We start from the raw sequence: 23,528 nt of genomic DNA, 5'->3' as shown, positions 1-23,528 counted from the left end.
CAATGGCATGCGTTTTGTTGAGGCTAGTCTATTAAGTGGCCAGCTGCATGATAAGATGGACAATCAAGAACTCAGCGTTCGTACAGGATGAACAATCATGTTTAAGCAGCTGCAGGATATGGCGCTTTTCGCGCTGGTGGCGGAGATGGGCAGCTTTACCGCGGCGGCGCAGAAGGCGGAACTGCCGAAATCCAGCGTCAGCCAGCGAATTAGCCAGCTGGAGCAGCAGGTGGGTATCCGCCTGCTCAACCGCACCACGCGCAGGATCAGCCTCACGTTTGCGGGCGAGCACTATCTGGTGCACTGCCGCGAAATGCTGGCAGCCAGCGAGCGGGCGGAGTACGCCATTCAGCGCCTGCGCGAAAACCCGAGCGGGCGGCTGCGCATCACCTGTCCGGCTGGGATTGGGGCGACGCTGCTGGCACATATGAATGCCGAGTTCCAGCTTCGCTATCCTGAGGTTTCGCTGGACGTGTCGATCTCTGATGACGTGGTGGACCTGGTCGAGGCCGGGTTTGACGTGGCGCTGCGTACCGGCAAGCCGCAGGACTCCTCCCTGATTGGCCGCATGATCGGGCACTGCCCGCGCTACATGCTGGCTTCGCCGGACTATCTGGCGCGCCGGGCGCCGCTGACGCATCCCCGTCAGCTTGTGGAGCACCGCAGCATTACGCATCGGGCGTGGTCAGAGTGGCTTCTGCGAAGCGAGAGCGAGGATTACCGCTACCTGCCGGATAACGCGCACATGACCGATAACCTGGTATACGCCCGCGAATGTGCGATTGCCGGTACGGGGATTACGCTCCTTCCGGCTTTTTTGCTGGAAGATAAGGTCGAGAAAGGGGCGCTGGTGCAGGTACTGCCGGAGTGGAACGTTGAAGGAAACGACCTGTGGCTGGCCTATCCGAGCCGTAAGCTCAACTCACCCGCGCTGATGAGCTATATCGACTTTGCAATGCAGTTTGATGAGGTGAAGCGGTATTACGTGGGTGGGTGATTTTGTGCGGCCTGATGCCCTCACCCTGGCCCTCTCCCACGGGGAGAGGGTACAAACATAAAAAACGGCAACCGAAGTTGCCGTTTTGCTTTTATTTCGCAATACGCTTGTACTTAATACGCTTCGGCTCCAGCGCGTCGGCGCCCAGCGTGCGTTTCTTGTACTCTTCGTATTCGGTGAAGTTACCTTCGAAGAACTCCACTTTACCTTCGTCCTGGTAGTCCAGGATGTGGGTCGCGATACGGTCCAGGAACCAGCGGTCGTGCGAGATAACCATCGCGCAGCCCGGGAACTCCAGCAGGGCGTTTTCCAGCGCGCGCAGGGTTTCGATATCCAGGTCGTTGGTTGGTTCATCGAGCAGCAGAACGTTACCGCCCACCTGCAGCAGCTTCGCCAGGTGCAGACGACCGCGCTCACCGCCGGACAGCTCGCCCACGCGTTTGCCCTGATCGGTGCCTTTAAAGTTAAAGCGACCAACGTAGGCGCGGCTTGGCATCTCGGTGTTGCCGATACGCATGATATCCAGACCGCCGGAGACTTCTTCCCACACGGTTTTGCTGTTATCCATCGCGTCACGGAACTGGTCAACGGAGGCCAGCTTCACGGTTTCACCCAGGGTGATTGAGCCGCTATCAGGCTGTTCCTGACCGGACATCATGCGGAACAGGGTTGATTTACCCGCGCCGTTCGGACCGATGATGCCGACGATAGCGCCTTTCGGAACGGAGAAGGTCAGGTCGTCGATCAGCACACGGTCGCCGTAAGACTTACGCAGGTTGGTCACTTCAACCACTTTATCTCCCAGACGTGCTCCAGGTGGAATAAACAGTTCGTTGGTTTCGTTACGTTTCTGGTATTCGGTGTTGTTCAGCTCTTCGAAGCGCGCCAGACGGGCTTTGCCCTTAGACTGACGGCCTTTCGCGCCCTGACGCACCCACTCCAGCTCTTTCTCGATAGACTTACGACGGGCCGCTTCCTGAGACGCTTCCTGAGCCAGACGCTGATCTTTCTGCTCCAGCCAGGAGGAGTAGTTGCCTTCCCACGGAATACCTTCACCGCGGTCCAGCTCCAGGATCCAGCCGGCGACGTTGTCGAGGAAGTAACGGTCGTGGGTAATCGCCACAACGGTGCCTTCGAAGTCGTGCAGGAAGCGCTCCAGCCACGCCACGGATTCCGCATCCAGGTGGTTAGTTGGTTCGTCGAGCAGCAGCATGTCTGGTTTTTCCAGCAGCAGGCGGCACAGCGCCACGCGGCGGCGTTCACCACCGGAAAGGTTCGCGATTTTCGCATCCCAGTCCGGCAGACGCAGGGCATCAGCCGCGCGCTCCAGCTGCACGTTCAGGTTGTGACCGTCGTGCGCCTGGATAATCTCTTCATACTTGCCCTGCTGCGCGGCCAGCTTGTCGAAGTCCGCATCCGGTTCGGCGTATTTGGCATACACTTCATCCAGACCTTTCAGGGCGTTAACCACTTCGGAAACCGCTTCTTCAACGGACTCACGCACGGTGTGTTCCGGATTCAGCTGAGGTTCCTGCGGCAGGTAGCCGATCTTGATGCCAGGCTGCGGACGGGCTTCACCTTCGATGTCTGTATCAATGCCGGCCATGATGCGCAGCAGGGTGGACTTACCGGCACCGTTGAGACCCAGAACACCGATTTTTGCGCCCGGGAAGAAGCTCAGCGAGATATTTTTAAGAATATGACGTTTCGGCGGGACAACTTTGCCGACACGATGCATGGTATAAACGAATTGAGCCACGTTGGACTTCGCCTCTTTTATCGTAATGAGAAGGAATTTCAGCCTCGAAGTGTAGCCTTTTTCACGGCCTAATCCCAGCCAGGAACGTCGGGAGTGTTAAAACGCGCAAGAAAGGTAAAAAAGTGTCCATGACGTGGCGCGTTGAAGGATGCCTGGTTAGCATAAGTTAATTAGACTTTGACGTGGCAAGACGCTGCAATTGACGAAAAAACAATGAGGAAGAGCTTGTGGAAAAAGCCAAACGGGTGGTCTGGCGTCTGCTGGCTGCCAGCGTATGCGTAATGGCGGTAAGCCAGGCGGTGCATGCCGATTCACTGGATGAACAACGTAGTCGCTACGCCCAGATTAAACAGGCGTGGGACAACAAGCAGATGGATACCGTGCAGGCGCTGATGCCGACGCTAAAGGATTATCCGCTGTATCCGTATCTGGAGTATCGCCAGATTACTGACGATCTGATGAACCAGCCTACCGTCACCGTGAATAACTTCATTCAGGCGAACCCGACCCTGCCGCCAGCCCGAAATCTCCAGTCTCGTTTTGTGAATGAGCTGGCGCGTCGCGAAGACTGGCGTGGACTGCTGGCGTTTAGTCCTGAAAAGCCGAACGCCACCGAAGCCCAGTGTAACTACTACTACGCGAAATGGGCGACCGGCCAGCAGGAAGAGGCCTGGGCCGGGGCGAAAGAGCTCTGGCTGACCGGGAAAAACCAGCCGAACGCCTGTGATTCCCTGTTTGGCGCATGGCGCGCTTCCGGCAAGCAGGATCCGCTGTCCTACCTTGAGCGCATCCGTCTGGCGATGAAAGCCGGTAACACGCGTCTGGTGACCACGCTGGCGGGGCAGATGCCGTCCGATTACCAGACGATCTCCACCGCGGTTATCTCGCTGGCTAACGATCCGAACAGCGTGCTGACCTTTGCCCGCACTACGGGCGCGACCGATTTTACCCGCCAGATGGCAGCGGTGGCCTTTGCCAGCGTGGCGCGTGACGACGTGGAAAACGCGCGGCTGATGATCCCGCAGCTGGTGCAGGCGCAGCAGCTTAATGAGGAGCAAACCCAGGAGCTGCGCGACATCGTGGCGTGGCGACTGATGGGCACCGATGTGACCGATGAACAGGCGCGCTGGCGTGACGATGCCATTATGCGTTCGAACTCCACGTCGCTGGTGGAACGCCGCGTGCGGATGGCGCTGGGCACGGGCGATCACCGTGGGCTGAATACCTGGCTCGCGCGGTTGCCAATGGAGGCTAAAGAGAAAGACGAATGGCGCTACTGGCAGGCCGATCTGCTGTTGGAGCGCGGTCGTGATGATGAAGCTAAAGATATCCTCCATACGCTGATGCAGCAGCGCGGGTTCTACCCGATGGCGGCCGCGCAGCGCCTGGGCGAGGAGTACACCTTCCGCATTGATAAAGCGCCCGCTAACGCGAACCCGGCGCTGACGCAGGGGCCAGAAATGGCGCGCGTTCGCGAGCTGATGTACTGGAATATGGATAACACCGCGCGCAGCGAGTGGGCGAATCTGGTGACCAGCCGCACCACCGACGAAAAAGCCCAGCTTGCCCGCTATGCGTTTGATAATCACTGGTGGGATCTCAGCGTGCAGGCGACGATCGCCGGCAAGCTCTGGGATCATCTGGAAGAGCGTTTCCCGCTGGCGTACAAAGATCTCTTCGATCGCTATACCAGCGGCAAAGATATCCCGCAAAGCTACGCGATGGCGATTGCCCGTCAGGAGAGCGCATGGAACCCGAAAGTCCGTTCCCCGGTGGGCGCCAGCGGCCTGATGCAGATTATGCCGGGCACGGCGACGCACACGGTGAAGATGTTTAATATCCCTGGGTACAGCAGCCCGTCACAGCTTCTCGATCCGGATACCAACATCAACATCGGTACCAGCTACCTGCAGTATGTGTACCAGCAGTTCGGCAATAACCGCATCTTCTCGTCGGCGGCTTATAACGCGGGGCCTGGACGCGTGCGCACCTGGCTCGGCAACAGCGCCGGGCGCATCGACGCCGTGGCGTTTGTCGAGAGCATCCCGTTCTCGGAAACGCGCGGCTACGTGAAGAACGTGCTGGCCTATGACGCCTACTATCGCTACTTCATGGGGCAGAAAGATACCCTGATGAGCGATGCCGAGTGGCAGAGACGTTACTGATCGGCGTGGGTTGTGTTATGCTGTACTCGCTAATGAGTACAAGAGGCAGCATAACATGACCCAGCATTCCCCGTATTCCTCGGCAATGGCCGAACAACGTCATCAGGAGTGGCTTCGTTTTGTGGAGCTGCTTCGCCAGTCTTACGAACAGGATCTGCATTTACCCCTGATGCAGCTGATGCTCACGCCGGACGAGCGCGAGGCGCTGGGCACGCGCGTGCGGATCATTGAAGAGCTGCTGCGCGGCGAGATGAGCCAGCGCGAGCTGAAGAATGAGCTCGGCGCGGGCATTGCAACGATCACCCGCGGCTCGAACAGCCTGAAGTCGGCGCCGGTTGAGCTGCGCCAGTGGCTCGAGTCAGTCTTATTAAGCGATCAGCGATAAATCGCGTTATGGAACGGGCTTAACGCCAGGATCACCGCCTGGTGGTAAACGCCTGAACGCGTCAGCGCGCCTGCGGTGAAGACGCCAATCGCCCCTTCTTTACGACCAATCTCATCGATGCCGGTGTACTGCGACATCACCGGCCCGAGCGCTTCACCCGCACGGACTTTTTCCAGAATGATCTCCGGCAGCGGCAGGGTGGCCGAACGCGCTTCACCGCGCTGTTCACGGCTTTCGATCACCACCCAGCTAAAAGTTGCGCCTTCGTCGATACCGGCTTCAATCGCCACCCAAAAGTCTGCATTCGGTGCCGCGGCCTTAGCGTTTGCCACGCGATTTCGTGCGCCAGCGCGCGTTTCCTCGCTGCCAAACGGCTGTTCAGGCACGCCACTCTCGACGCCGATGGCCTCAATATGGCAGGATCCTGCGCCGAAGATCTCGTCAAATGCCCTTAGAATTGCCTGAATTTTGGCAGGATTAGTGGTAGCAGAGACAACATGGTGCATAATTAAGCTCGATTCAAAAAAAACTCATCGCAGTATAACGGAAAAAAAGCATGTTACAGGTATACCTTGTTCGCCACGGTGAAACGCAGTGGAACGCCGAGCGACGTATTCAAGGCCAGTCAGACAGTCCTCTCACTGAGAAGGGTGTGCAGCAAGCGTGGCAGGTGGCGGAACGCGCCAGAACGCTGGGCATAACCCACGTGATTACCAGCGATTTAGGTCGCACACAGCAGACGGCGCGCATCATCGCGGACGCTTGCGGCTGTGACGTCATGCTTGAGCCGCGCCTGCGCGAGCTGGATATGGGCGTGCTGGAAAAACGCCATATCGATACGCTGACGGAAACGGAAGAGGGCTGGCGCCGCACGCTGGTGAACGGTACCGAAGATGGCCGTATTCCTGAGGGCGAATCCATGCAGGAGCTCAGCGTACGTATGCATGCCGCACTGGCGGAATGCCTGAAGCTCCCGGCAGGAAGCCGTCCGCTGCTGGTGAGTCACGGGATTGCGTTGGGTTGCCTGGTGAGCACCATTCTGGGGTTACCGGCTTACGCCGAGCGCCGCCTGCGTCTGCGCAACTGCTCCATTTCCCGGATTGATTATCAGGAAAGCGCGTGGCTGGCGTCAGGTTGGGTAGTGGAGATGGCAGGGGACATTTCGCATCTCGATGCCCCTGCGCTTGACGAACTGCAGCGTTAACGGCGTATCGGAATCAAGAATTCCATACGCAGATTGATTGGGCCTTCTTCCGGTTTGGCATCCTGCGCCGGGTAGTAGCGCTCAATGTCCTGACCTTTACGGCGATTCAGATTCAGCATCGGCATGCAGGTTCCGTAAACGGTCAGGATGAACTCCTGAACTCCCGTTCCCAGCCCTTCATAGGCGAACATCACGTATTCACCGCCTTCCAGCACGACAGGCTTCGAACCCTGAATGTAGCCATTGGCCATATCCGGCGTCAGCGCGGTGGTGTAGAACACCTCCTGCTCGTCGTCTTTTTCCTGGCTCGGGTGCGTTTCGTTGAGACCATACAGAATTGGCGGGATCGCCGGCGCGTGGCTCAGGAAGTCGCGCCAGAACTGGACGCGCATCTGATGACGGAACTCGGAAATCTGCTCCAGTGAACAGGAGTAGCTCTGCGTTGTGCCGATCAGATGGGTTTCCGGCAGGGTAATAATTTCATATTTCGGCATCGCGAATTCGCCCAGACGCAGCGGCGGACGCATGCCAAACGAGCTCCAGTCAGGCGAGCGACGATAAAGCGCTGGCGTCAACGAGAACTGTTTTTTAAAGGCGCGGGTGAAGGTCTGCTGCGAATCGAAACGATATTGCAGGGCAATATCCAGAATCGGCCGCGCCGTCAGGCGCAGTGCCACAGCAGATTTTGATAAACGACGCGCGCGAATATAGGCCCCGATAGCATGACCGGTGACATCCTTGAACATCCTTTGCAGATGCCACTTGGAATAGCCTGCTTTAGCCGCCACATTATCCAGTGACAAAGGCTGGTCGAGATGACCTTCCAGCCAGGTGAGCAGGTCGCGAATAATTCCAGCCTGATCCATATACTATCCTCATCCTTAAAACAGCAGGTGCCTGATAACAGGTTAGCGGATAATAGCATTTTTTGATGTTTTAGCATTCAGTGTTTTTTTTGCGCATTCATGCTTTTTAGAGCACATTACAGGCAGATATATTCTAATCCTGTGATCTTGCTACATTTTTATCTAAAGTGTTGAATAATTGCTCAATGTAATTTTAAAGAATGGTAACAATATGAAATACAAGACTTTGATCTTCACCGCGTTGATGCTGATGGTCGGGCGCGCGGCGCAGGCTGAGCAGATTGGCTCCGTCGATACCGTGTTCAAAATGTTTGGCCCGGACCACAAAATCGTGGTGGAGGCGTTTGACGATCCGGACGTGAAAAACGTCACCTGCTACGTCAGCCGCGCGAAAACGGGCGGTATCAAAGGCGGGCTGGGACTGGCGGAAGACACCTCCGATGCGGCGATTTCGTGTCAGCAGGTGGGGCCGGTTGAGCTAAGCGATAAAATTAAAAACGGCAAAGCGCAGGGCGACGTGGTATTCCAGAAACGGACCTCGCTGGTGTTTAAAAAGCTGCAGGTGGTGCGTTTTTATGATGCCAAACGCAATACGCTGGCTTACCTCGCCTATTCCGATAAAGTGGTGGAAGGCTCACCGAAAAACGCGATCAGCGCGGTGCCAATTATGCCTTGGCAGTAATTCAGGGACGAATCATGCAACAACCTGTGGTCTGGCTGGTTGAAGACGAAACCAGTATCGCCGATACGCTGATCTACATGCTTCAGCAGGAAGGATTCGCGGTAAAGGCGTTTGAACGCGGTTTACCCGTGCTGGAGGAGGCTCGGCGGCAGGTTCCGGCGCTTGCCATTCTGGACGTCGGGCTGCCGGACATCAGTGGATTTGAGCTTTGTCGCCAGCTACTGGCGCAGCATCCCTCACTGCCCGTGCTGTTTCTGACGGCGCGCAGTGATGAGGTAGACAAGCTGCTTGGTCTGGAAATGGGCGCTGATGACTACGTTGCGAAACCTTTCTCCCCTCGTGAAGTCTGCGCCCGGGTGCGGACGATTTTGAGGCGCATGCAAAAATCCGCCGCACCGTCAGAAACGTTGCGTATCGGGCAGTTTGAACTGAACGAACCTGCCGCGCGGATCAGCTGGTGCGGGGAAGCACTGCCCCTGACCCGCTACGAATTCTTGCTGCTCAAAACCTTGTTACAGGCACCCGGGCGGGTCTTTTCGCGTCAGCAGCTCATGGACAAGGTATGGGGTGAAGACGGCGACAGCTTCGATCGTACCGTGGACACCCACATCAAAACCCTGCGCGCCAAGCTGCGTGCGGTGAACGAAGAACTATCACCCATCAGCACCCATCGCGGTATGGGCTACAGTCTGGGCCTTTACTGATGCGCATTGGGATGCGGCTATTGCTGGGATACTTCCTGATCGTGGCCATCGCCGCGTGGTTTGTGCTGTCGATCTTTGTTCAGGAAGTAAAGCCCGGCGTGCGTAGGGCAACCGAGGGCACGCTAATCGATACCGCGACCCTGTTGGCCGAAATCGGACGTGATGATTTGCTTTCGGGTCACGCGCAGCAGGGCAAGCTGGCACAGGCCTTTTCCCAGCTTCATCAGCGCCCTTTCCGCGCCAATATCGGCGGGATCCATAAAGTGCGTAACGAGTATCACGTCTACATGACCGATGCGCAGGGCCGCGTCGTGTTTGATTCCGCCGGTCTGGCCGTGGGGCAAGATTACTCGCGCTGGAACGATGTCTGGCTGACGCTTCGCGGCGAATACGGCGCGCGCAGTACCCAGAGCCATCCCGACGATCCGGAGAGCACGGTGATGTATGTTGCCGCGCCGGTTGTGGATCAGGGCAAGATTATCGGCGTGCTGTCGGTGGGGAAACCGAACAGCGCGATGGCGCCGGTGATTCACCGCAGCGAGCGAAGGATCCTGTGGGCTGGCGGGGCGCTGCTCGGCATTGCCCTGCTGATTGGCCTCGTTGTGGCATGGTGGATCAATCGATCTATCGGTACGTTATCGCGCTATGCCGACTCGGTGACCACGGATACGCCTCTCCCGCTGCCTAATCCTGGCAGCAGCGAACTGCACAAGCTGGCCCAGGCGCTGGAGAATATGCGCATTCGCCTTGAAGGGAAAAACTACATTGAACGCTATGTCCATGCGCTGACCCACGAGCTGAAAAGCCCCATCGCCGCCATACGCGGCGCGGCAGAAATTCTCTCCGAGCAGCCACCGCCGCAGGTGGCCGCGCGGTTTATCGATAATATTCTGGTGCAAAACGCGCGTATGCAGTCGCTGGTTGAAAAACTGCTCACTCAGGCGCGGCTTGAAAATCGGGTCGAGATTACACCTCAGACCGTCCGCGTCGATCTGCTGTTTACGCGGCTTGCCGATGCGCGCTCGGCGGTGCTGGCGGCAAAAGAGATTACGCTGACCCTCCAGCCCGCTTCGCTTCATGTTGAAGGCGATCCCGACCTGCTCGAGCAGGCGCTCGGCAATTTGCTGGATAACGCTATCGATTTTACCCCGCAGGGCGGTGCCATTGAACTGGCGGCCCGGGAGGAGCACGGGCAGATACAGCTTTTCGTCACCGACAGCGGAAGCGGGATCCCGGATTACGCGCTGGAGCGTATTTTTGAGCGTTTTTATTCCCTGCCGCGCGAGAACGGGTTGAAGAGCAGCGGGCTCGGTCTGGCGTTTGTTCAGGAGGTGGCGCGTCTGCATCAGGGAGAGATTACATTGCGTAATCGTGATGAAGGCGGCGTGATGGCCACGCTGACACTTCACCGTCCCTTCACATAACTTCAAACTGACCCCACACAGCCTGGTTACGCTCTCCTCATCACAAAGGAGACGTAATGATGAAATCCCCCCTGTTCTGGAAAGTCAGCACCCTGCTGGGGTGCATCCTGCTGCTGTTAGTCCCGCTTTTTATGGTCAGTAACCTGATATCAGAGCGGGAGAGCTACCGCAACGATGTCGAAAATACGCTTCGTCAGAGTACCAGCGGACCGCAAAAGCTGGTCGGTCCGATGATTGCGATTCCGATGACGGAGATCTTTTACAAGATAGAGGATGAGAAGAAGGTCGAGTACAAGAAAAGCTATATGCACTTCATTCTGCCGGAATCTCTGGTTGTGGAAGGGAACCAGCGCGTGGAGTCCCGCAATATTGGCATCTATGACGGGCAAATCTGGAACACTGACCTGAAGATCAAAGCGCAGTTTAATACCGACGAGCTGAAGCAGCTGAAAGGGGAAACGATCGCGACAGGGCAGCCGTTTATCGTGACGGGCGTTGGCGACGCGCGGGGCATTGGCACGGTCAGTATCTCTAAAATCAATGGTGAGACGCTAAGCGTGGAACCCGGTTCAGGCGTCTACGGGGCGCTTGCGGGGATCCACATCCCGCTGACCGACAAAGCGCTGGAAGCCAAAACGTTTACGCTTGAGATGTCCCTCAGTCTGGCGGGAACCGGCAGTTTTGCGGTGGTACCGGTAGGGCGTAATAGCGAAATGATGCTCACCAGCAACTGGCCGCATCCGGGTTTTATGGGCGATTATCTCCCTGTTAAGCATCAGATTGGCGAGTCTGGTTTCCAGGCGAACTGGCAGAGCAGCTGGTTTGCAAATAACCTTGAGAGCTGGTTCTACGACAAGGAGTCGCCGGAGTGGGAGGCGCTCCCGGCCTTTAGCGTCACGGTAGCCACGCCCGCCGATCAGTATCAGCTGACTGACCGTGCGATCAAGTACGCTATTTTGCTGATTGCGCTGACGTTTATGGCCTTCTTTGTCTTCGAAACCTTAACCGGATTACGCCTTCACCCGATGCAGTATCTGCTGGTGGGGCTGTCGCTGGTCCTGTTCTATCTGGTGCTGCTGGCGCTGTCTGAACACGTCGGGTTTACGCCAGCCTGGGTTGTTGCAAGCCTGGTTGGCGCAGCGATGAACGGAATGTACCTGCAGGCCGTGCTGAAAAGCTGGAAACGCAGCGGGCTGTTTGTACTGGCACTGCTCGGGCTGGATGTCGTGATGTGGTTCCTGCTGCGCTCGGAGGACAGCGCGCTGCTGTTGGGGTCAGCGGTTCTCGCGCTGGCGCTGTTCGCCGTGATGTACCTGACCCGGCATTTCGACTGGTACTCGCTCTCTCAGCCGAAGCGACCTGAGCCACCCGCAGAGCCTGATAACGACACGATGCGGATCTGGAAATAAAAAAAACGGCGCAAATGCGCCGTTTTTTAATGCGTTAACTGCGGATTACTCCTGCAGATCGCCGCAGAAACGGTACCCTTCGCCGTGGATCGTGGCGATGATTTCCGGCGTATCTGGCGTAGATTCGAAGTGCTTACGAATACGACGGATGGTCACGTCTACGGTACGGTCGTGCGGTTTCAGCTCACGGCCGGTCATTTTCTTCAGCAGCTCTGCACGGGACTGAATTTTGCCCGGGTTTTCGCAGAAGTGCAGCATCGCGCGGAATTCACTGCGCGGCAGTTTATACTGCTCACCGTTCGGGCTAATCAGCGAACGGCTATTGATATCAAGTTCCCAGCCGTTGAATTTGTAGCTATCGACGCTACGACGCTCTTCGCTGACCGTACCCAGGTTCATGGTGCGGGACAGCAGGTTGCGTGCACGAATGGTTAACTCGCGAGGATTGAACGGCTTGGTGATGTAGTCATCCGCACCGATTTCCAGGCCAAGAATTTTATCAACTTCGTTATCACGGCCCGTCAGGAACATTAACGCGACGTTCGCCTGCTCGCGCAGTTCGCGCGCCAGAAGAAGACCGTTTTTGCCCGGCAGGTTAATATCCATGATCACCAGGTTGATATCATTTTCAGAAAGGATCTGATGCATCTCTGCGCCATCGGTCGCTTCAAAGACATCGTAGCCTTCTGCTTCGAAAATGCTCTTTAACGTGTTGCGTGTTACCAACTCGTCTTCAACGATAAGAATGTGCGGGGTCTGCATGTTTGCTACCTAAATTGCCAACTAAATCGAAACAGGAAGTACAAAAGTCCCTGACCTGCCTGATGCATGTCGCAAATTAACATGATCGGCTTAACGTGACTAAAGTACGTAATTGCGTTCTTGATGCACTTTCCATCAACGTCAACAACATCATTAGCTTGGTCTTGGGTACTTTCCCTTTGGACCCGACAGTGTCAAAAACGGCTGTCATCCTAACCATTTTAACAGCAACATAACAGGCTAAGTGACACCAGACACCCAATAAAACTACGCTTCGTTGACATATATCAAGTTCAATTGTAGCACGTTAACAGTTTGATGAAATCATCGTAGCCGAATGCTAGCCTTTGTCACAATTTTTCAATAAACCAACTAGTTGCGGACATTGATTTATAAACGAAGCGAATCCAATCAGAATAGGGTATTCATGTTGCTATTATCATTATAAAACATAAGGATAATAGTGTTCTGTTAACATTCTAACTGATTGTTCAGACACAGAATAGTTTAGCGTTTTTAATTTGTTATGAAACGCTATTTCGGTGATTTGTGTTGCAATTTTGTAAATTCGCGCTGCGTAATATGTTGAAGTGCATCACATTTTTACCGGCTAACTGATTAAAAAGAGAGCATAAATGCATCTGTCGATTGTACTGGTTGCCCCAGCCAGAGCAGAAAATATAGGCGCAGCGGCGCGTGCTATGAAGACCATGGGTTTTACCGATTTGCGTATCGTGGACAGCACGGCGCACCTGGAGCCAGCCGCCCGTTGGGTGGCGCACGGATCGGGAGATATTCTCGATAATATAACCACTTACGCTACGCTTGCCGACGCGCTGCATGATATTTCGTTTACCGTCGCAACCACGGCGCGCAGCCGGGCGAAGTTTCACTACTATGCCACGCCAGCGGAGCTGGTGCCGATGCTGAGCGAGAAAAGCCAGTGGCTGGAGAAAGCGGCGCTGGTGTTTGGGCGTGAAGATTCTGGGCTGACCAATGAAGAACTGGAACTGGCGGATGTGCTGACAGGCGCGCCGATGGTTGCAGATTACCCTTCTCTCAATTTAGGCCAGGCGGTGATGGTCTATTGCTATCAATTAGCATCCTTAATACAAATTCCGCAGTCGCCTGTTACAGGTACCGATGAAAACCAGCTGGCTGCACTTCGCGCGCGCGTGGAAAACCTGCTCATGCAGCTGGGTGTGGCTGACGATCAAAAAATGGTCGACTGGTTACAGCAGCGTTTGGGCCGTCTTGAGCAACGCGACACGGCAATGCTGCACCGTTTGCTGCACGATATTGAAAAAAAATTGGCCGAATAAAGTGCTGTCATACATTTTTATTATGGTGTAATCATCTGATGCTAAGGGTTGCTTTTGGGGTATTCGGATGAAAATAAATCCGACGGCAGCGGGACGTGAGAGTCTCCCGAATTGTGATCAAATTAAAAATTCGTTGACTTAAGGTGCCCGATCCTTTAACCCTAAAAGAATACAGCACAGACAGATAATAATGACAGAGTACACAACATCCATGAAACGCATCAGCATCACCACCATTACCACAACCATCATCATTACCACAGGTAACGATGCGGGCTGACGCGTACAGGAAAAACAAAAAAAAGCCCGCACCTAGACAGTGCGGGCTTTTTTTTCGGCTAAAGGAAACGAGGTAGAACCATGCGAGTGTTGAAGTTCGGCGGTACATCAGTGGCAAATGCAGAGCGTTTTCTGCGTGTTGCCGATATCCTGGAAAGCAACGCCAGGCAGGGGCAGGTTGCGACCGTGCTCTCTGCCCCGGCAAAAATCACGAACCATCTGGTGGCGATGATTGAAAAAACCATCGGTGGCCAGGATGCACTCCCGAACATCAGCGACGCAGAGCGTATCTTCGCTGACCTGCTGCAAGGGCTGGCAGAGGCGCTGCCTGGCTTCCCGCACGCTCAGCTGAAGTCTTTCGTTGAGCAGGAATTTGCGCAAATCAAACACGTCCTGCACGGCATCAGCCTTCTCGGCCAGTGTCCGGACAGCATCAACGCGGCGCTGATCTGCCGGGGCGAAAAACTCTCTATCGCCATCATGGCCGGCGTGCTGGAAGCGCGCGGCCATAGCGTGACCGTGATCGATCCCGTTGAAAAACTGCTGGCGGTGGGCCACTACCTCGAATCCACCGTTGATATTGCCGAATCAACCCGCCGTATCGCCGCCAGCAAAATTCCCGCTGACCACATGATCCTGATGGCAGGCTTTACCGCCGGTAATGAGAAGGGCGAGCTGGTGGTGCTGGGCCGTAACGGCTCCGACTATTCCGCCGCCGTGCTGGCCGCCTGTTTACGCGCGGACTGTTGTGAGATCTGGACTGACGTCGACGGCGTTTATACCTGCGACCCGCGCCAGGTACCGGACGCCAGGCTGCTGAAGTCGATGTCGTACCAGGAAGCAATGGAGCTTTCCTACTTCGGCGCCAAAGTGCTTCACCCGCGTACCATCTCCCCGATTGCCCAGTTCCAGATCCCTTGCCTGATTAAAAATACCGGTAACCCGCAGGCGCCGGGTACGCTGATTGGCGCGAGCACCGATGAGGACGGTCTGCCGGTGAAAGGCATCTCCAACCTCAACAACATGGCGATGTTCAGCGTCTCCGGTCCGGGGATGAAAGGGATGGTCGGCATGGCGGCGCGCGTGTTTGCGGCCATGTCCCGCAACGGTATCTCTGTTGTGCTGATCACCCAGTCCTCTTCCGAATACAGCATCAGCTTCTGCGTGCCGCAGGCTGACTGCCTGCGCGCCCGCCGCGCGCTGGAGGAAGAGTTCTATCTGGAGCTTAAAGAAGAGCTGCTGGAGCCGCTCGCGATTCAGGAGCGTCTGGCGATCATCTCCGTGGTGGGCGACGGTATGCGTACCCTGCGCGGTATCTCCGCCAAGTTCTTTGCCGCACTGGCGCGCGCCAATATCAATATCGTGGCGATTGCCCAGGGCTCGTCTGAGCGTTCAATTTCTGTTGTCGTGGACAACGATGACGCGACCACCGGCGTACGCGTGGTTCACCAGATGCTGTTCAATACCGATCAGGTTATCGAGCTGTTCCTGATTGGCGTGGGCGGCGTCGGCGGCGCGCTGCTGGAGCAGGTTAAGCGTCAGCAGGAATGGCTGAAGAAGAAACACATCGACCTGCGCGTCTGCGGGATCGCGAATTCCAAAGCGCTGCTGACCAACGTCCACGGCCTGAACCTGGAAAACTGGCAGGCCGAGATGAAGGAGGCGAAAGAGCCGTTCAACCTGGGCCGCCTGATCCGTCTGGTAAAAGAGTATCACCTGCTTAATCCGGTTATCGTCGACTGCACCTCGAACCAGGCGGTGGCCGACCAGTACGCGGACTTCCTGCGCGAAGGTTTCCACGTGGTGACGCCGAACAAAAAGGCCAACACCTCGTCGATGGATTACTATCACCAGCTGCGTCTGGCGGCGAGCAAGTCGCGTCGCAAGTTCCTGTACGACACCAACGTTGGGGCAGGCCTGCCGGTTATCGAGAACCTGCAGAACCTGCTTAACGCGGGCGACGAACTGCAGCGTTTCTCCGGTATTCTCTCCGGCTCGCTGTCGTTTATCTTCGGCAAGCTGGATGAGGGGATGAGCCTCTCGGAAGCCACCCGCGCCGCGCGCGAGCTGGGCTATACCGAGCCGGATCCGCGTGATGACCTTTCCGGTATGGACGTGGCGCGCAAGCTGCTGATCCTCGCCCGCGAAACGGGCCGCGAGCTTGAGCTTTCGGATATCGTGATTGAGCCTGTCCTGCCGGCAGAATTTGACAGCAGCGGTGATGTCGCTGCCTTTATGGCCAGTTTGCCGCAGCTTGACGACGCGTTTGCCGCGCGCGTTGCAAAAGCCCGTGATGAAGGTAAGGTATTGCGCTATGTTGGCAACATTGAAGAAGATGGCGTGTGCCGGGTGAAGATTGCCGAAGTGGATGGCAACGACCCGCTGTACAAAGTCAAAAACGGCGAAAACGCCCTCGCGTTTTACAGCCACTATTATCAGCCACTGCCGCTGGTGCTTCGCGGCTATGGCGCAGGGAACGATGTTACGGCGGCGGGTGTGTTTGCCGATCTGCTGCGTACCCTGTCATGGAAGTTAGGAGTTTAACATGGTCAAAGTTTATGCCCCGGCTTCCAGCGCGAATATGAGCGTCGGATTTGACGTGCTGGGTGCGGCGGTGACGCCGGTGGATGGTTCGCTGCTGGGCGATACGGTTACGGTGGAAGCGGCAGACAGCTTCAGCCTGAACAACGTGGGCCGCAACGCCTGCAAACTGCCGTCTGAGCCGCGCGAAAATATCGTCTATCAGTGCTGGGAACGCTTCTGTCAGGAGATCGGCAAAAACGTGCCGGTCGCCATGACGCTGGAAAAAAGTATGCCGATCGGCTCGGGCCTGGGCTCCAGCGCCTGCTCGGTGGTCGCCGCGCTGGTGGCGATGAACGAGCACTGCGGCAAGCCGCTGAACAACAACCGCCTGCTGGGGCTGATGGGCGAGCTGGAAGGGCGCATCTCCGGCAGCATTCACTATGACAACGTGGCGCCGTGCTTCCTCGGCGGCATGCAGCTGATGATCGAAGAAAATGGCATCATCAGCCAGCAGGTGCCAGGGTTTGATGAGTGGCTGTGGGTGCTGGCCTATCCGGGTATCAAGGTTTCAACCGCGGAAGCGCGTGCGATCCTGCCCGCGCAGTATCGTCGTCAGGACTGTATTGCCCACGGGCGTCATCTGGCGGGCTTTATCCACGCCTGCTACACCCGCCAGCCGCAGCTGGCGGCCAAACTGATGAAGGACGTCATTGCCGAGCCGTACCGCACGAAGCTGCTGCCCGGCTTTAACGAGGCGCGACAGGCATCGATGGATATCGGCGCGCAGGCGTGCGGCATCTCCGGCTCCGGGCCGACGCTGTTCGCCCTGTGCGACAAGCCTGATACCGCGCAGCGCGTGGCGGACTGGCTCTCTAAACACTACCTGCAAAATCAGGAAGGCTTTGTTCATATTTGCCGTCTGGACACGGCTGGCGCACGAGTACTGGGATAATCAATGAAACTCTATAACCTTAAAGATCATAACGAGCAGGTCAGCTTCGCGCAGGCGGTCACTCAGGGGCTGGGCAAAAATCAGGGGCTGTTCTTCCCGCATGACCTGCCGGAATTCCACCTGACCGACATCGACGAACTGCTGAAGCAGGACTTTGTCACCCGCAGCACTAAAATTCTTTCGGCGTTTATCGGCGACGAAATCCCGCAGGAGCTGCTGGAAGAGCGCGTGCGTGCGGCGTTCGCTTTCCCGGCACCGGTGAAGCAGGTGGAGCCTGACGTTGGCTGCCTGGAGCTGTTCCACGGCCCGACCCTGGCGTTCAAAGACTTCGGCGGCCGCTTTATGGCGCAGATGCTGACCCACATCAGCGGCGACAAGCCGGTGACCATCCTGACCGCGACCTCCGGGGATACCGGTGCGGCGGTGGCGCACGCGTTCTACGGCCTGAAAAACGTCCGCGTGGTGATCCTCTATCCGAAAGGCAAAATCAGCCCGCTGCAGGAAAAACTGTTCTGTACGCTCGGCGGCAACATTGAAACCGTGGCAATTGACGGTGATTTCGATGCCTGTCAGGCGCTGGTCAAGCAGGCCTTCGACGACGAAGAGCTGAAGGTGGCCCTGGGTCTGAACTCTGCCAACTCTATCAACATCAGCCGTCTGCTGGCGCAGATCTGCTACTACTTCGAAGCGGTGGCGCAGCTGCCGCAGGAAGCGCGTAACCAGCTGGTGATCTCCGTGCCGAGCGGTAACTTTGGTGACCTGACGGCTGGCCTGCTGGCGAAATCCCTGGGTCTGCCGGTGAAACGCTTTATCGCCGCCACCAACGCTAACGACACCGTGCCGCGCTTCCTGAAAGACGGGAAGTGGGCGCCGAACGCCACGCAGGCGACGCTCTCTAACGCAATGGATGTATCACAGCCAAACAACTGGCCGCGCGTGGAAGAGCTGTTCCGCCGTAAGATCTGGCGTCTGGGCGATCTGGGCTACGCCGCGGTGACGGATGAAACCACCAAAGCGACCATGCGCGAGCTGAAGGCGGTGGGGTATACCTCTGAACCGCATGCGGCGATTGCTTACCGCGCGCTGCGCGACCAGCTTAACCCGGGTGAATATGGCCTGTTCCTGGGCACCGCGCATCCGGCGAAGTTTAAAGAGAGCGTGGAAGCGATCCTGGGCGAAACGCTGCCGCTGCCGAAAGAGCTGGCCGAGCGTGCCGATCTGCCGCTGCTGTCACATGAGCTGCCGGCAGACTTTGCCGCGCTGCGTAAGCTGATGATGACCCGAGCATAATTTTTGTCGGGTGCGGCTACGCCTTACCCGACCTACAACGGCTCATAAAGTAGGCCGGGTAAGGCGAAGCCGCCACCCGGCTTTTTTGTGAAGAAATTAAGGAGAAAAATAGCAGGGAAAAAGCAGAAATTCCCAATAAATGCGGTCACTTAGCGTTTAGGATTGCAGAGAATAACATCCCCCGTTCCCCTCGCGTACTCTCCTTACATCGGCCCACGTTGGGCAAAGATAATAAGGAGTCACCGATGTCTACACTGAAACCTGTGCTGATTGCGCTTTCACTGATGCTGGTCGCTCCCATGGCGGTACAGGCATCCGAAATCACCCTTGTGCCTGCGGTCAAACTGCAGATTGGCGACCAGGATAATAACGGGCACTACTGGGACGGCGGCCGCTGGCGCGACCACGACTGGTGGAAGGCGCATTATGACTGGCGCGATAACCACTGGCGTCCGCATGATGAGCATCGTAAACATGACGATCGCCATGATGACCACCGCGACGATCGCGGCCCTGACTGGAAACACCATTAATGCAAAACCCCGCCAGCTGGCGGGGTTTTTTTACTGCTCGTGGCGCTTAAACACCAGCTCGCCTTTCCCTGACGACGCCTCGTCAAAGAAATAGCCTTCGCTGTTGAAGGCGGTCAACTGCTCCGGCTTCGTCAGACGGTTCTGGATGATGTAGCGGCTCATCAGGCCACGCGCTTTCTTGGCGTAGAAGCTGATCACCTTGAACTTACCGTTCTTCTCGTCGAGGAACACCGGTTTGATAATCTCTGCATCCAGCTTTTTCGGTTTCACCGACTTGTAGTATTCATCGGATGCCAGGTTAATCACCACGTTATCGCCCTGAGCGCGCAGTGCCGCGTTCAGCTTATCGGTGATGATATCGCCCCAGAAATGGTACAGATCTTTGCCTTTGGCATTCTCCAGACGAATCCCCATCTCCAGACGATAGGGCTGCATCAGATCCAGCGGGCGCAGTACGCCGTACAGACCCGACAGCATGCGCAGATGCTGCTGGGCAAAATCGAAATCGGCTTCGCTAAAATCTTCCGCCTGCAGGCCGGTATAGACATCGCCTTTAAACGCCAGAATCGCCTGGCGAGCGTTAGAGGGGGTGAAATCCGGGTGCCACTCGTGAAAGCGGGTCGCGTTCAGATCGGCCAGCTTGTCGCTGATGCTCATCAGCGAGGCGATTTGCGGTGCAGAGAGCTTGCGCGCTTCGCGGATCAGCTGTTGCGAGTAGTCCAGCAGTTCAGGCTGAGTATAGCGCTCGGTGGCGAGTGGGCTCTGGTAGTCGAGCGTTTTTGCAGGTGAAATCAGAATCAGCATATCCAGTCCTTGCAGGAAATTTAGAGCGACTTTAGCAAAAAATCGCCCCGAATTGATCGATAGCTGTTATTGCCGCGGCAAATCATCCCACGTGCCGGGGGCAAGCTGCGCCTTAATATCGGGATAGCGGGCGGGATCAAATACCGGCGGAACACCCAGTTTGCGCTGACGAAGATAGTCTCTGGCAATCAGGGTCACCACGGGCGAGAGCAGCAGGATTGCCGTGAGGTTAGTGATCGCCATCAGCGCCATAATGATATCGGCCAGCTGCCAGACCAGCGGCATACTGAGCAGGGAGCCTGCTATCACCATCAGGACGACTCCGAGACGCAGGGTTCCGATTGCAGCGCGGGAGTCGAGCTTCAGGAAAATAAGGTTATTTTCGGCGTAGAGGTAATTCACCACTATTGAGCTGAAGGCAAACAAGATCAGGATGAGCGAGACAAACCCTGCACCCCAGCCGCCGGTCAGGTTCACCAGCGCCTGCTGGAGAAGCTGTATCCCGGCGGTTCCTGAGGAATGTGGGACGGGGCCTGCCAGCAGCAAAATCATGGCGCTGGCGGAACAGATGATAATGGTATCGGTAAAGACGCCAATCATCTGCACAATGCCTTGTGCGGCCGGGTGCGGCGGCCAGGAAGAGGCGGCGGCGGCCGCGTTGGGGGTTGACCCCATACCGGCTTCATTGGAGAACATGCCTCGCTGAAAGCCCGCCATCAGCGCCTGGCTGAAGGTGTAGCCCAGCGCCCCGGAGGCCACTTCGCGCCAGCCAAAGGCGCTTTTGACGATGGTCGCAATCACGCCCGGCACCTGGTCGAGATGCAGTGCGGCAACGAACAGGCTCGCGGCAACCCAGAGCAACGCCATAATGGGCACCAGCCACTGCATCAGGCGGGCGATGCCCTTAAGACCGGCAGAAATGGTGAGCAGAACGATGAGGGCTAAAGCAATACCGGCGACCCACTCCGGGCAGGAGAAGGCGTAGCTCAGGGCATTGGCGACAGAATTTGCCTGGACGGTATTAAAAATGAGGCCGTACGCGAGCAGCAAAAAAACCGAGAACAGGACGCCCATCCAGCGCATCCCCAGGCCACGCGCCATGTACCAGGCAGGACCACCGCGAAACTGGCCGTGTTTATCTTTCTCTTTATAGAGTTGTGCAAGCGAACTTTCGGCAAAGGAGGTGGCCATTCCGAGAAGCGCCGTCACCCACATCCAGAAGACCGCGCCTGGCCCACCGGCGCTGATGGCCAGCGCAACGCCCGCCAGATTGCCGCTGCCGAGACGCGCCGCCAGGCTGGTACAGAGCGCCTGGAACGACGTTAATCCACCCGGCTGCGGCGTAACGCTGTTTTTCAGACTTCTGCCAAACTTGCGAATATAGCGAAACTGGATAAACCCACTGCGTAGCGTAAACCAAATACCTGCTCCCAGAAGCAGGTAAATCATTATCGAACCCCAGAGGACTTCGTTAATAAAGAAAAAGAAATCAGGCATTAACGTCCCTCTTGTTGATGCCAATGTGAATATGTAAGCGCTACCACTGATTGGGCATGCTGTTGCTTAGCAGCCTGTTAATCTTCCGAGTTTACCATACTCTGCCTAAGCGCACTGTCTGCGGTTGCGCTACCCCTCCGTCGTGTTATCATCAGGGCAGACCGGTTACATCCCCCTAACAAGTAAACCTGTCATTTTTCCGCTGCAGGCATGCTGTCGGTAGCGTGAATTATCCAGGGCACGTTAAAAGAGAAACACTATCATGACGGATAAATTGACCTCCCTTCGTCAGTTCACCACTGTCGTAGCTGACACCGGAGATATCGCGGCAATGAAGCTGTACCAGCCGCAGGATGCCACAACCAACCCTTCTCTGATCCTTAACGCCGCACAGATCCCTGAGTATCGCAAACTGATTGACGACGCAGTGACCTGGGCGAAAGCGCAGAGCAACGACCGCGCGCAGCAGGTTGTGGATGCCACCGACAAACTGGCAGTGAACATCGGTCTGGAAATCCTGAAACTGGTTCCTGGCCGTATCTCTACCGAAGTGGATGCGCGTCTCTCCTACGACACTGAAGCGTCTATCGCCAAAGCGAAACGTCTGATCAAAATGTACAACGACGCGGGCATCAGCAACGACCGTATCCTGATCAAACTGGCTTCTACCTGGCAGGGTATTCGCGCGGCAGAGCAGCTGGAAAAAGACGGTATCAACTGTAACCTGACCCTGCTGTTCTCCTTCGCTCAGGCGCGTGCATGTGCAGAAGCAGGCGTATACCTGATTTCTCCGTTCGTGGGCCGTATTCTGGACTGGTACAAAGCCAACACCGATAAGAAAGAGTACGCACCGGCTGAAGATCCAGGCGTGGTTTCTGTTACTGAAATCTACGAATACTACAAACAGCACGGCTATGAGACCGTGGTTATGGGCGCAAGCTTCCGTAACGTCGGTGAAATCATCGAGCTGGCTGGCTGTGACCGCCTGACCATCGCGCCTGCACTGCTGAAAGAGCTGGCTGAAAGCGAAGGTACCCTGGAGCGTAAACTGTCCTACACCGGTGAAGTGAAAGCACGCCCAGAGCGCATCACTGAATCCGAGTTCCTGTGGCAGCACAACCAGGATCCAATGGCGGTAGACAAACTGGCGGACGGTATCCGTAAGTTTGCTGTTGACCAGGGCAAACTGGAAAAAATGATCGGCGACCTGCTGTAATCATTCTGCGTGACCGGGCTTCCGGTCACGCGTCTTACCCCCGCCTCTGTCTGAATTTCCTCTCTGCGTGTATCATTCCCTTTAATCAGTACTTTTTGAATGGAATGGATATGAATACCTTACGCATCGGCTTAGTGTCGATTTCTGACCGCGCCTCCAGCGGTGTTTACCAGGATAAAGGCATCCCCGCTCTGGAAGAGTGGTTGGGCAGCGCGCTGACCACCCCCTTTGACATTCAGACCCGCCTGATCCCTGACGAACAGCCGATCATCGAGCAGACGCTTTGCGAACTGGTGGATGAGATGAGCTGCCACCTTGTTCTGACGACGGGCGGAACCGGCCCCGCGCGCCGCGACGTGACGCCGGACGCGACGCTGGCGATTGCCGATCGTGAAATGCCTGGCTTCGGCGAACAGATGCGCCAGATCAGTCTACACTTTGTTCCGACGGCCATTCTTTCCCGCCAGGTGGGGGTGATCCGCAAGCAGGCGTTGATCCTGAACCTGCCGGGCCAGCCGAAGTCGATTAAAGAGACGCTGGAAGGGCTGAAAGCAGAAGATGGCAGCGTCCTCGTTCATGGCATCTTTGCAAGTGTACCGTATTGTATACAGCTGCTTGACGGTCCCTATGTGGAAACCGATGAGAAAGTGGTAGCAGCTTTTCGCCCGAAAAACGCACGTCGCGAAACAATCTCCTGAAATTAACCAATATGTGACATTAGCTGAAGCGGCGATAGCGTGGTGAAGCTTTTACGG

General features: G+C 56.5%; 23 protein-coding genes and 1 other annotated feature. Of the genes, 17 read left to right on the top strand and 6 right to left on the bottom strand.

The genetic code is table 11. The annotated features are described in order from the left end of the window. The first annotated feature begins 97 nt into the window (after positions 1 to 97). Positions 98 to 997 (top strand): LysR family transcriptional regulator, encoded by a 900-nt coding sequence (locus AC0TNG_RS14060; RefSeq protein WP_090419139.1) that lies wholly within the window; start codon positions 98 to 100, stop codon positions 995 to 997. A gap of 91 nt (positions 998 to 1,088) precedes the next feature. Here AC0TNG_RS14060 and ettA read toward each other — a convergent pair whose 3' ends face one another. Then, on the bottom strand, positions 1,089 to 2,756 hold the full coding sequence (gene ettA / locus AC0TNG_RS14055; RefSeq protein WP_003856515.1) for an energy-dependent translational throttle protein EttA: 1,668 nt from the start codon (positions 2,754 to 2,756) through the stop codon (positions 1,089 to 1,091). A 227-nt stretch (positions 2,757 to 2,983) separates the two neighbouring features. On the opposite strand from ettA, the gene sltY reads away from it, so the two are divergent. Next, the gene (gene sltY, locus AC0TNG_RS14050; protein WP_473702158.1) at positions 2,984 to 4,921 is read left to right on the top strand and encodes a murein transglycosylase; all 1,938 of its coding nucleotides are present in this window, start codon (positions 2,984 to 2,986) and stop codon (positions 4,919 to 4,921) included. Positions 4,922 to 4,976: 55 nt separating this feature from the next. Beyond that, positions 4,977 to 5,306 (top strand): trp operon repressor, encoded by a 330-nt coding sequence (trpR, locus tag AC0TNG_RS14045; protein ID WP_024907404.1) that lies wholly within the window; start codon positions 4,977 to 4,979, stop codon positions 5,304 to 5,306. Here the strand turns inward: trpR and yjjX are convergent. Further along, positions 5,297 to 5,812, bottom strand: coding sequence for an inosine/xanthosine triphosphatase (gene yjjX / locus AC0TNG_RS14040; protein ID WP_023334447.1), 516 nt, complete (start codon positions 5,810 to 5,812; stop codon positions 5,297 to 5,299). The genes trpR and yjjX overlap by 10 nt on opposite strands. Before the next feature lie 50 nt (positions 5,813 to 5,862). On the opposite strand from yjjX, the gene gpmB reads away from it, so the two are divergent. Further along, complete coding sequence (gpmB, locus tag AC0TNG_RS14035; RefSeq protein ID WP_008502057.1) at positions 5,863 to 6,510, top strand: 2,3-diphosphoglycerate-dependent phosphoglycerate mutase GpmB; 648 nt, start codon at positions 5,863 to 5,865, stop codon at positions 6,508 to 6,510. Here the strand turns inward: gpmB and robA are convergent. After that, a complete protein-coding gene (gene robA, locus AC0TNG_RS14030; protein ID WP_024907406.1) occupies positions 6,507 to 7,376 on the bottom strand; it encodes an MDR efflux pump AcrAB transcriptional activator RobA in 870 nt (289 codons plus the stop codon). The genes gpmB and robA overlap by 4 nt on opposite strands. Positions 7,377 to 7,587: 211 nt before the next feature. On the opposite strand from robA, the gene creA reads away from it, so the two are divergent. From creA to creD, 4 genes are read left to right on the top strand one after another with little or no spacing between them, the layout of a single operon-like run. After that, entirely contained in the window at positions 7,588 to 8,058 is a 471-nt protein-coding gene (gene creA, locus AC0TNG_RS14025; protein ID WP_024907407.1) for a protein CreA, read from the top strand. A gap of 14 nt (positions 8,059 to 8,072) precedes the next feature. After that, positions 8,073 to 8,762 carry a two-component system response regulator CreB gene (gene creB, locus AC0TNG_RS14020; protein ID WP_024907408.1) on the top strand — a complete coding sequence of 230 codons (690 nt, stop codon included), beginning with the start codon at positions 8,073 to 8,075 and terminating at the stop codon, positions 8,760 to 8,762. Then, complete coding sequence (creC, locus tag AC0TNG_RS14015; RefSeq protein WP_473712550.1) at positions 8,762 to 10,186, top strand: two-component system sensor histidine kinase CreC; 1,425 nt, start codon at positions 8,762 to 8,764, stop codon at positions 10,184 to 10,186. Before creB ends, creC begins: the two co-directional genes overlap by 1 nt. 56 nt (positions 10,187 to 10,242) lie before the next feature. Beyond that, positions 10,243 to 11,595: a cell envelope integrity protein CreD gene (gene creD / locus AC0TNG_RS14010; RefSeq protein ID WP_032649874.1), complete on the top strand. Its 1,353-nt coding sequence runs from the start codon at positions 10,243 to 10,245 to the stop codon at positions 11,593 to 11,595. A 45-nt stretch (positions 11,596 to 11,640) separates the two neighbouring features. On the opposite strand, the gene arcA is transcribed toward creD, so the two are convergent. Next, positions 11,641 to 12,357 (bottom strand): two-component system response regulator ArcA, encoded by a 717-nt coding sequence (gene arcA, locus AC0TNG_RS14005; RefSeq protein WP_003856501.1) that lies wholly within the window; start codon positions 12,355 to 12,357, stop codon positions 11,641 to 11,643. A 95-nt stretch (positions 12,358 to 12,452) separates the two neighbouring features. On the opposite strand from arcA, the gene yjjY reads away from it, so the two are divergent. The 7 genes from yjjY to AC0TNG_RS13970 all read left to right on the top strand — a co-directional run bounded on the left by yjjY (position 12,453) and on the right by AC0TNG_RS13970 (position 19,256). Next, the gene (gene yjjY, locus AC0TNG_RS14000; protein WP_085928893.1) at positions 12,453 to 12,593 is read left to right on the top strand and encodes a YjjY family protein; all 141 of its coding nucleotides are present in this window, start codon (positions 12,453 to 12,455) and stop codon (positions 12,591 to 12,593) included. Between the two features lie 399 nt (positions 12,594 to 12,992). Then, the gene (locus AC0TNG_RS13995; RefSeq protein WP_024907411.1) at positions 12,993 to 13,679 is read left to right on the top strand and encodes a tRNA/rRNA methyltransferase; all 687 of its coding nucleotides are present in this window, start codon (positions 12,993 to 12,995) and stop codon (positions 13,677 to 13,679) included. Between the two features lie 211 nt (positions 13,680 to 13,890). Further along, positions 13,891 to 13,959 (top strand): thr operon leader peptide, encoded by a 69-nt coding sequence (thrL, locus tag AC0TNG_RS13990; RefSeq protein WP_015572623.1) that lies wholly within the window; start codon positions 13,891 to 13,893, stop codon positions 13,957 to 13,959. Then, positions 13,898 to 14,015, top strand: a sequence feature (Thr leader region). It overlaps the preceding gene by 62 nt. Before the next feature lie 24 nt (positions 14,016 to 14,039). Continuing rightward, complete coding sequence (gene thrA, locus AC0TNG_RS13985; protein ID WP_157188589.1) at positions 14,040 to 16,502, top strand: bifunctional aspartate kinase/homoserine dehydrogenase I; 2,463 nt, start codon at positions 14,040 to 14,042, stop codon at positions 16,500 to 16,502. A gap of 1 nt (position 16,503) precedes the next feature. Next, positions 16,504 to 17,433 (top strand): homoserine kinase, encoded by a 930-nt coding sequence (gene thrB, locus AC0TNG_RS13980; RefSeq protein WP_024907413.1) that lies wholly within the window; start codon positions 16,504 to 16,506, stop codon positions 17,431 to 17,433. Between the two features lie 3 nt (positions 17,434 to 17,436). After that, entirely contained in the window at positions 17,437 to 18,723 is a 1,287-nt protein-coding gene (thrC, locus tag AC0TNG_RS13975) for a threonine synthase (RefSeq protein WP_024907414.1), read from the top strand. 245 nt (positions 18,724 to 18,968) lie between these two features. Then, positions 18,969 to 19,256 carry a DUF2502 domain-containing protein gene (locus tag AC0TNG_RS13970; protein ID WP_024907415.1) on the top strand — a complete coding sequence of 96 codons (288 nt, stop codon included), beginning with the start codon at positions 18,969 to 18,971 and terminating at the stop codon, positions 19,254 to 19,256. A gap of 30 nt (positions 19,257 to 19,286) precedes the next feature. Here AC0TNG_RS13970 and yaaA read toward each other — a convergent pair whose 3' ends face one another. Next, entirely contained in the window at positions 19,287 to 20,060 is a 774-nt protein-coding gene (yaaA, locus tag AC0TNG_RS13965; RefSeq protein ID WP_061715988.1) for a peroxide stress protein YaaA, read from the bottom strand. A 66-nt stretch (positions 20,061 to 20,126) separates the two neighbouring features. Continuing rightward, positions 20,127 to 21,557, bottom strand: a complete 1,431-nt coding sequence (locus AC0TNG_RS13960) for an alanine/glycine:cation symporter family protein (RefSeq protein WP_473712549.1) — start codon at positions 21,555 to 21,557, stop codon at positions 20,127 to 20,129. Between the two features lie 262 nt (positions 21,558 to 21,819). Here AC0TNG_RS13960 and tal point away from each other — a divergent pair, with 262 nt between their 5' ends. Both tal and mog read left to right on the top strand, forming a co-directional pair. Further along, a complete protein-coding gene (gene tal, locus AC0TNG_RS13955; protein ID WP_023334458.1) occupies positions 21,820 to 22,773 on the top strand; it encodes a transaldolase in 954 nt (317 codons plus the stop codon). A 110-nt stretch (positions 22,774 to 22,883) separates the two neighbouring features. Continuing rightward, entirely contained in the window at positions 22,884 to 23,471 is a 588-nt protein-coding gene (mog, locus tag AC0TNG_RS13950) for a molybdopterin adenylyltransferase (RefSeq protein WP_023310343.1), read from the top strand. Positions 23,472 to 23,528: the final 57 nt, after the last annotated feature.

Source organism: Enterobacter sp. PL_is514 (genome assembly GCF_055816715.1).
The sequence above is the reverse complement of the archived record's forward strand: the minus strand, read 5'-3'. Positions and strand labels throughout refer to the sequence as shown.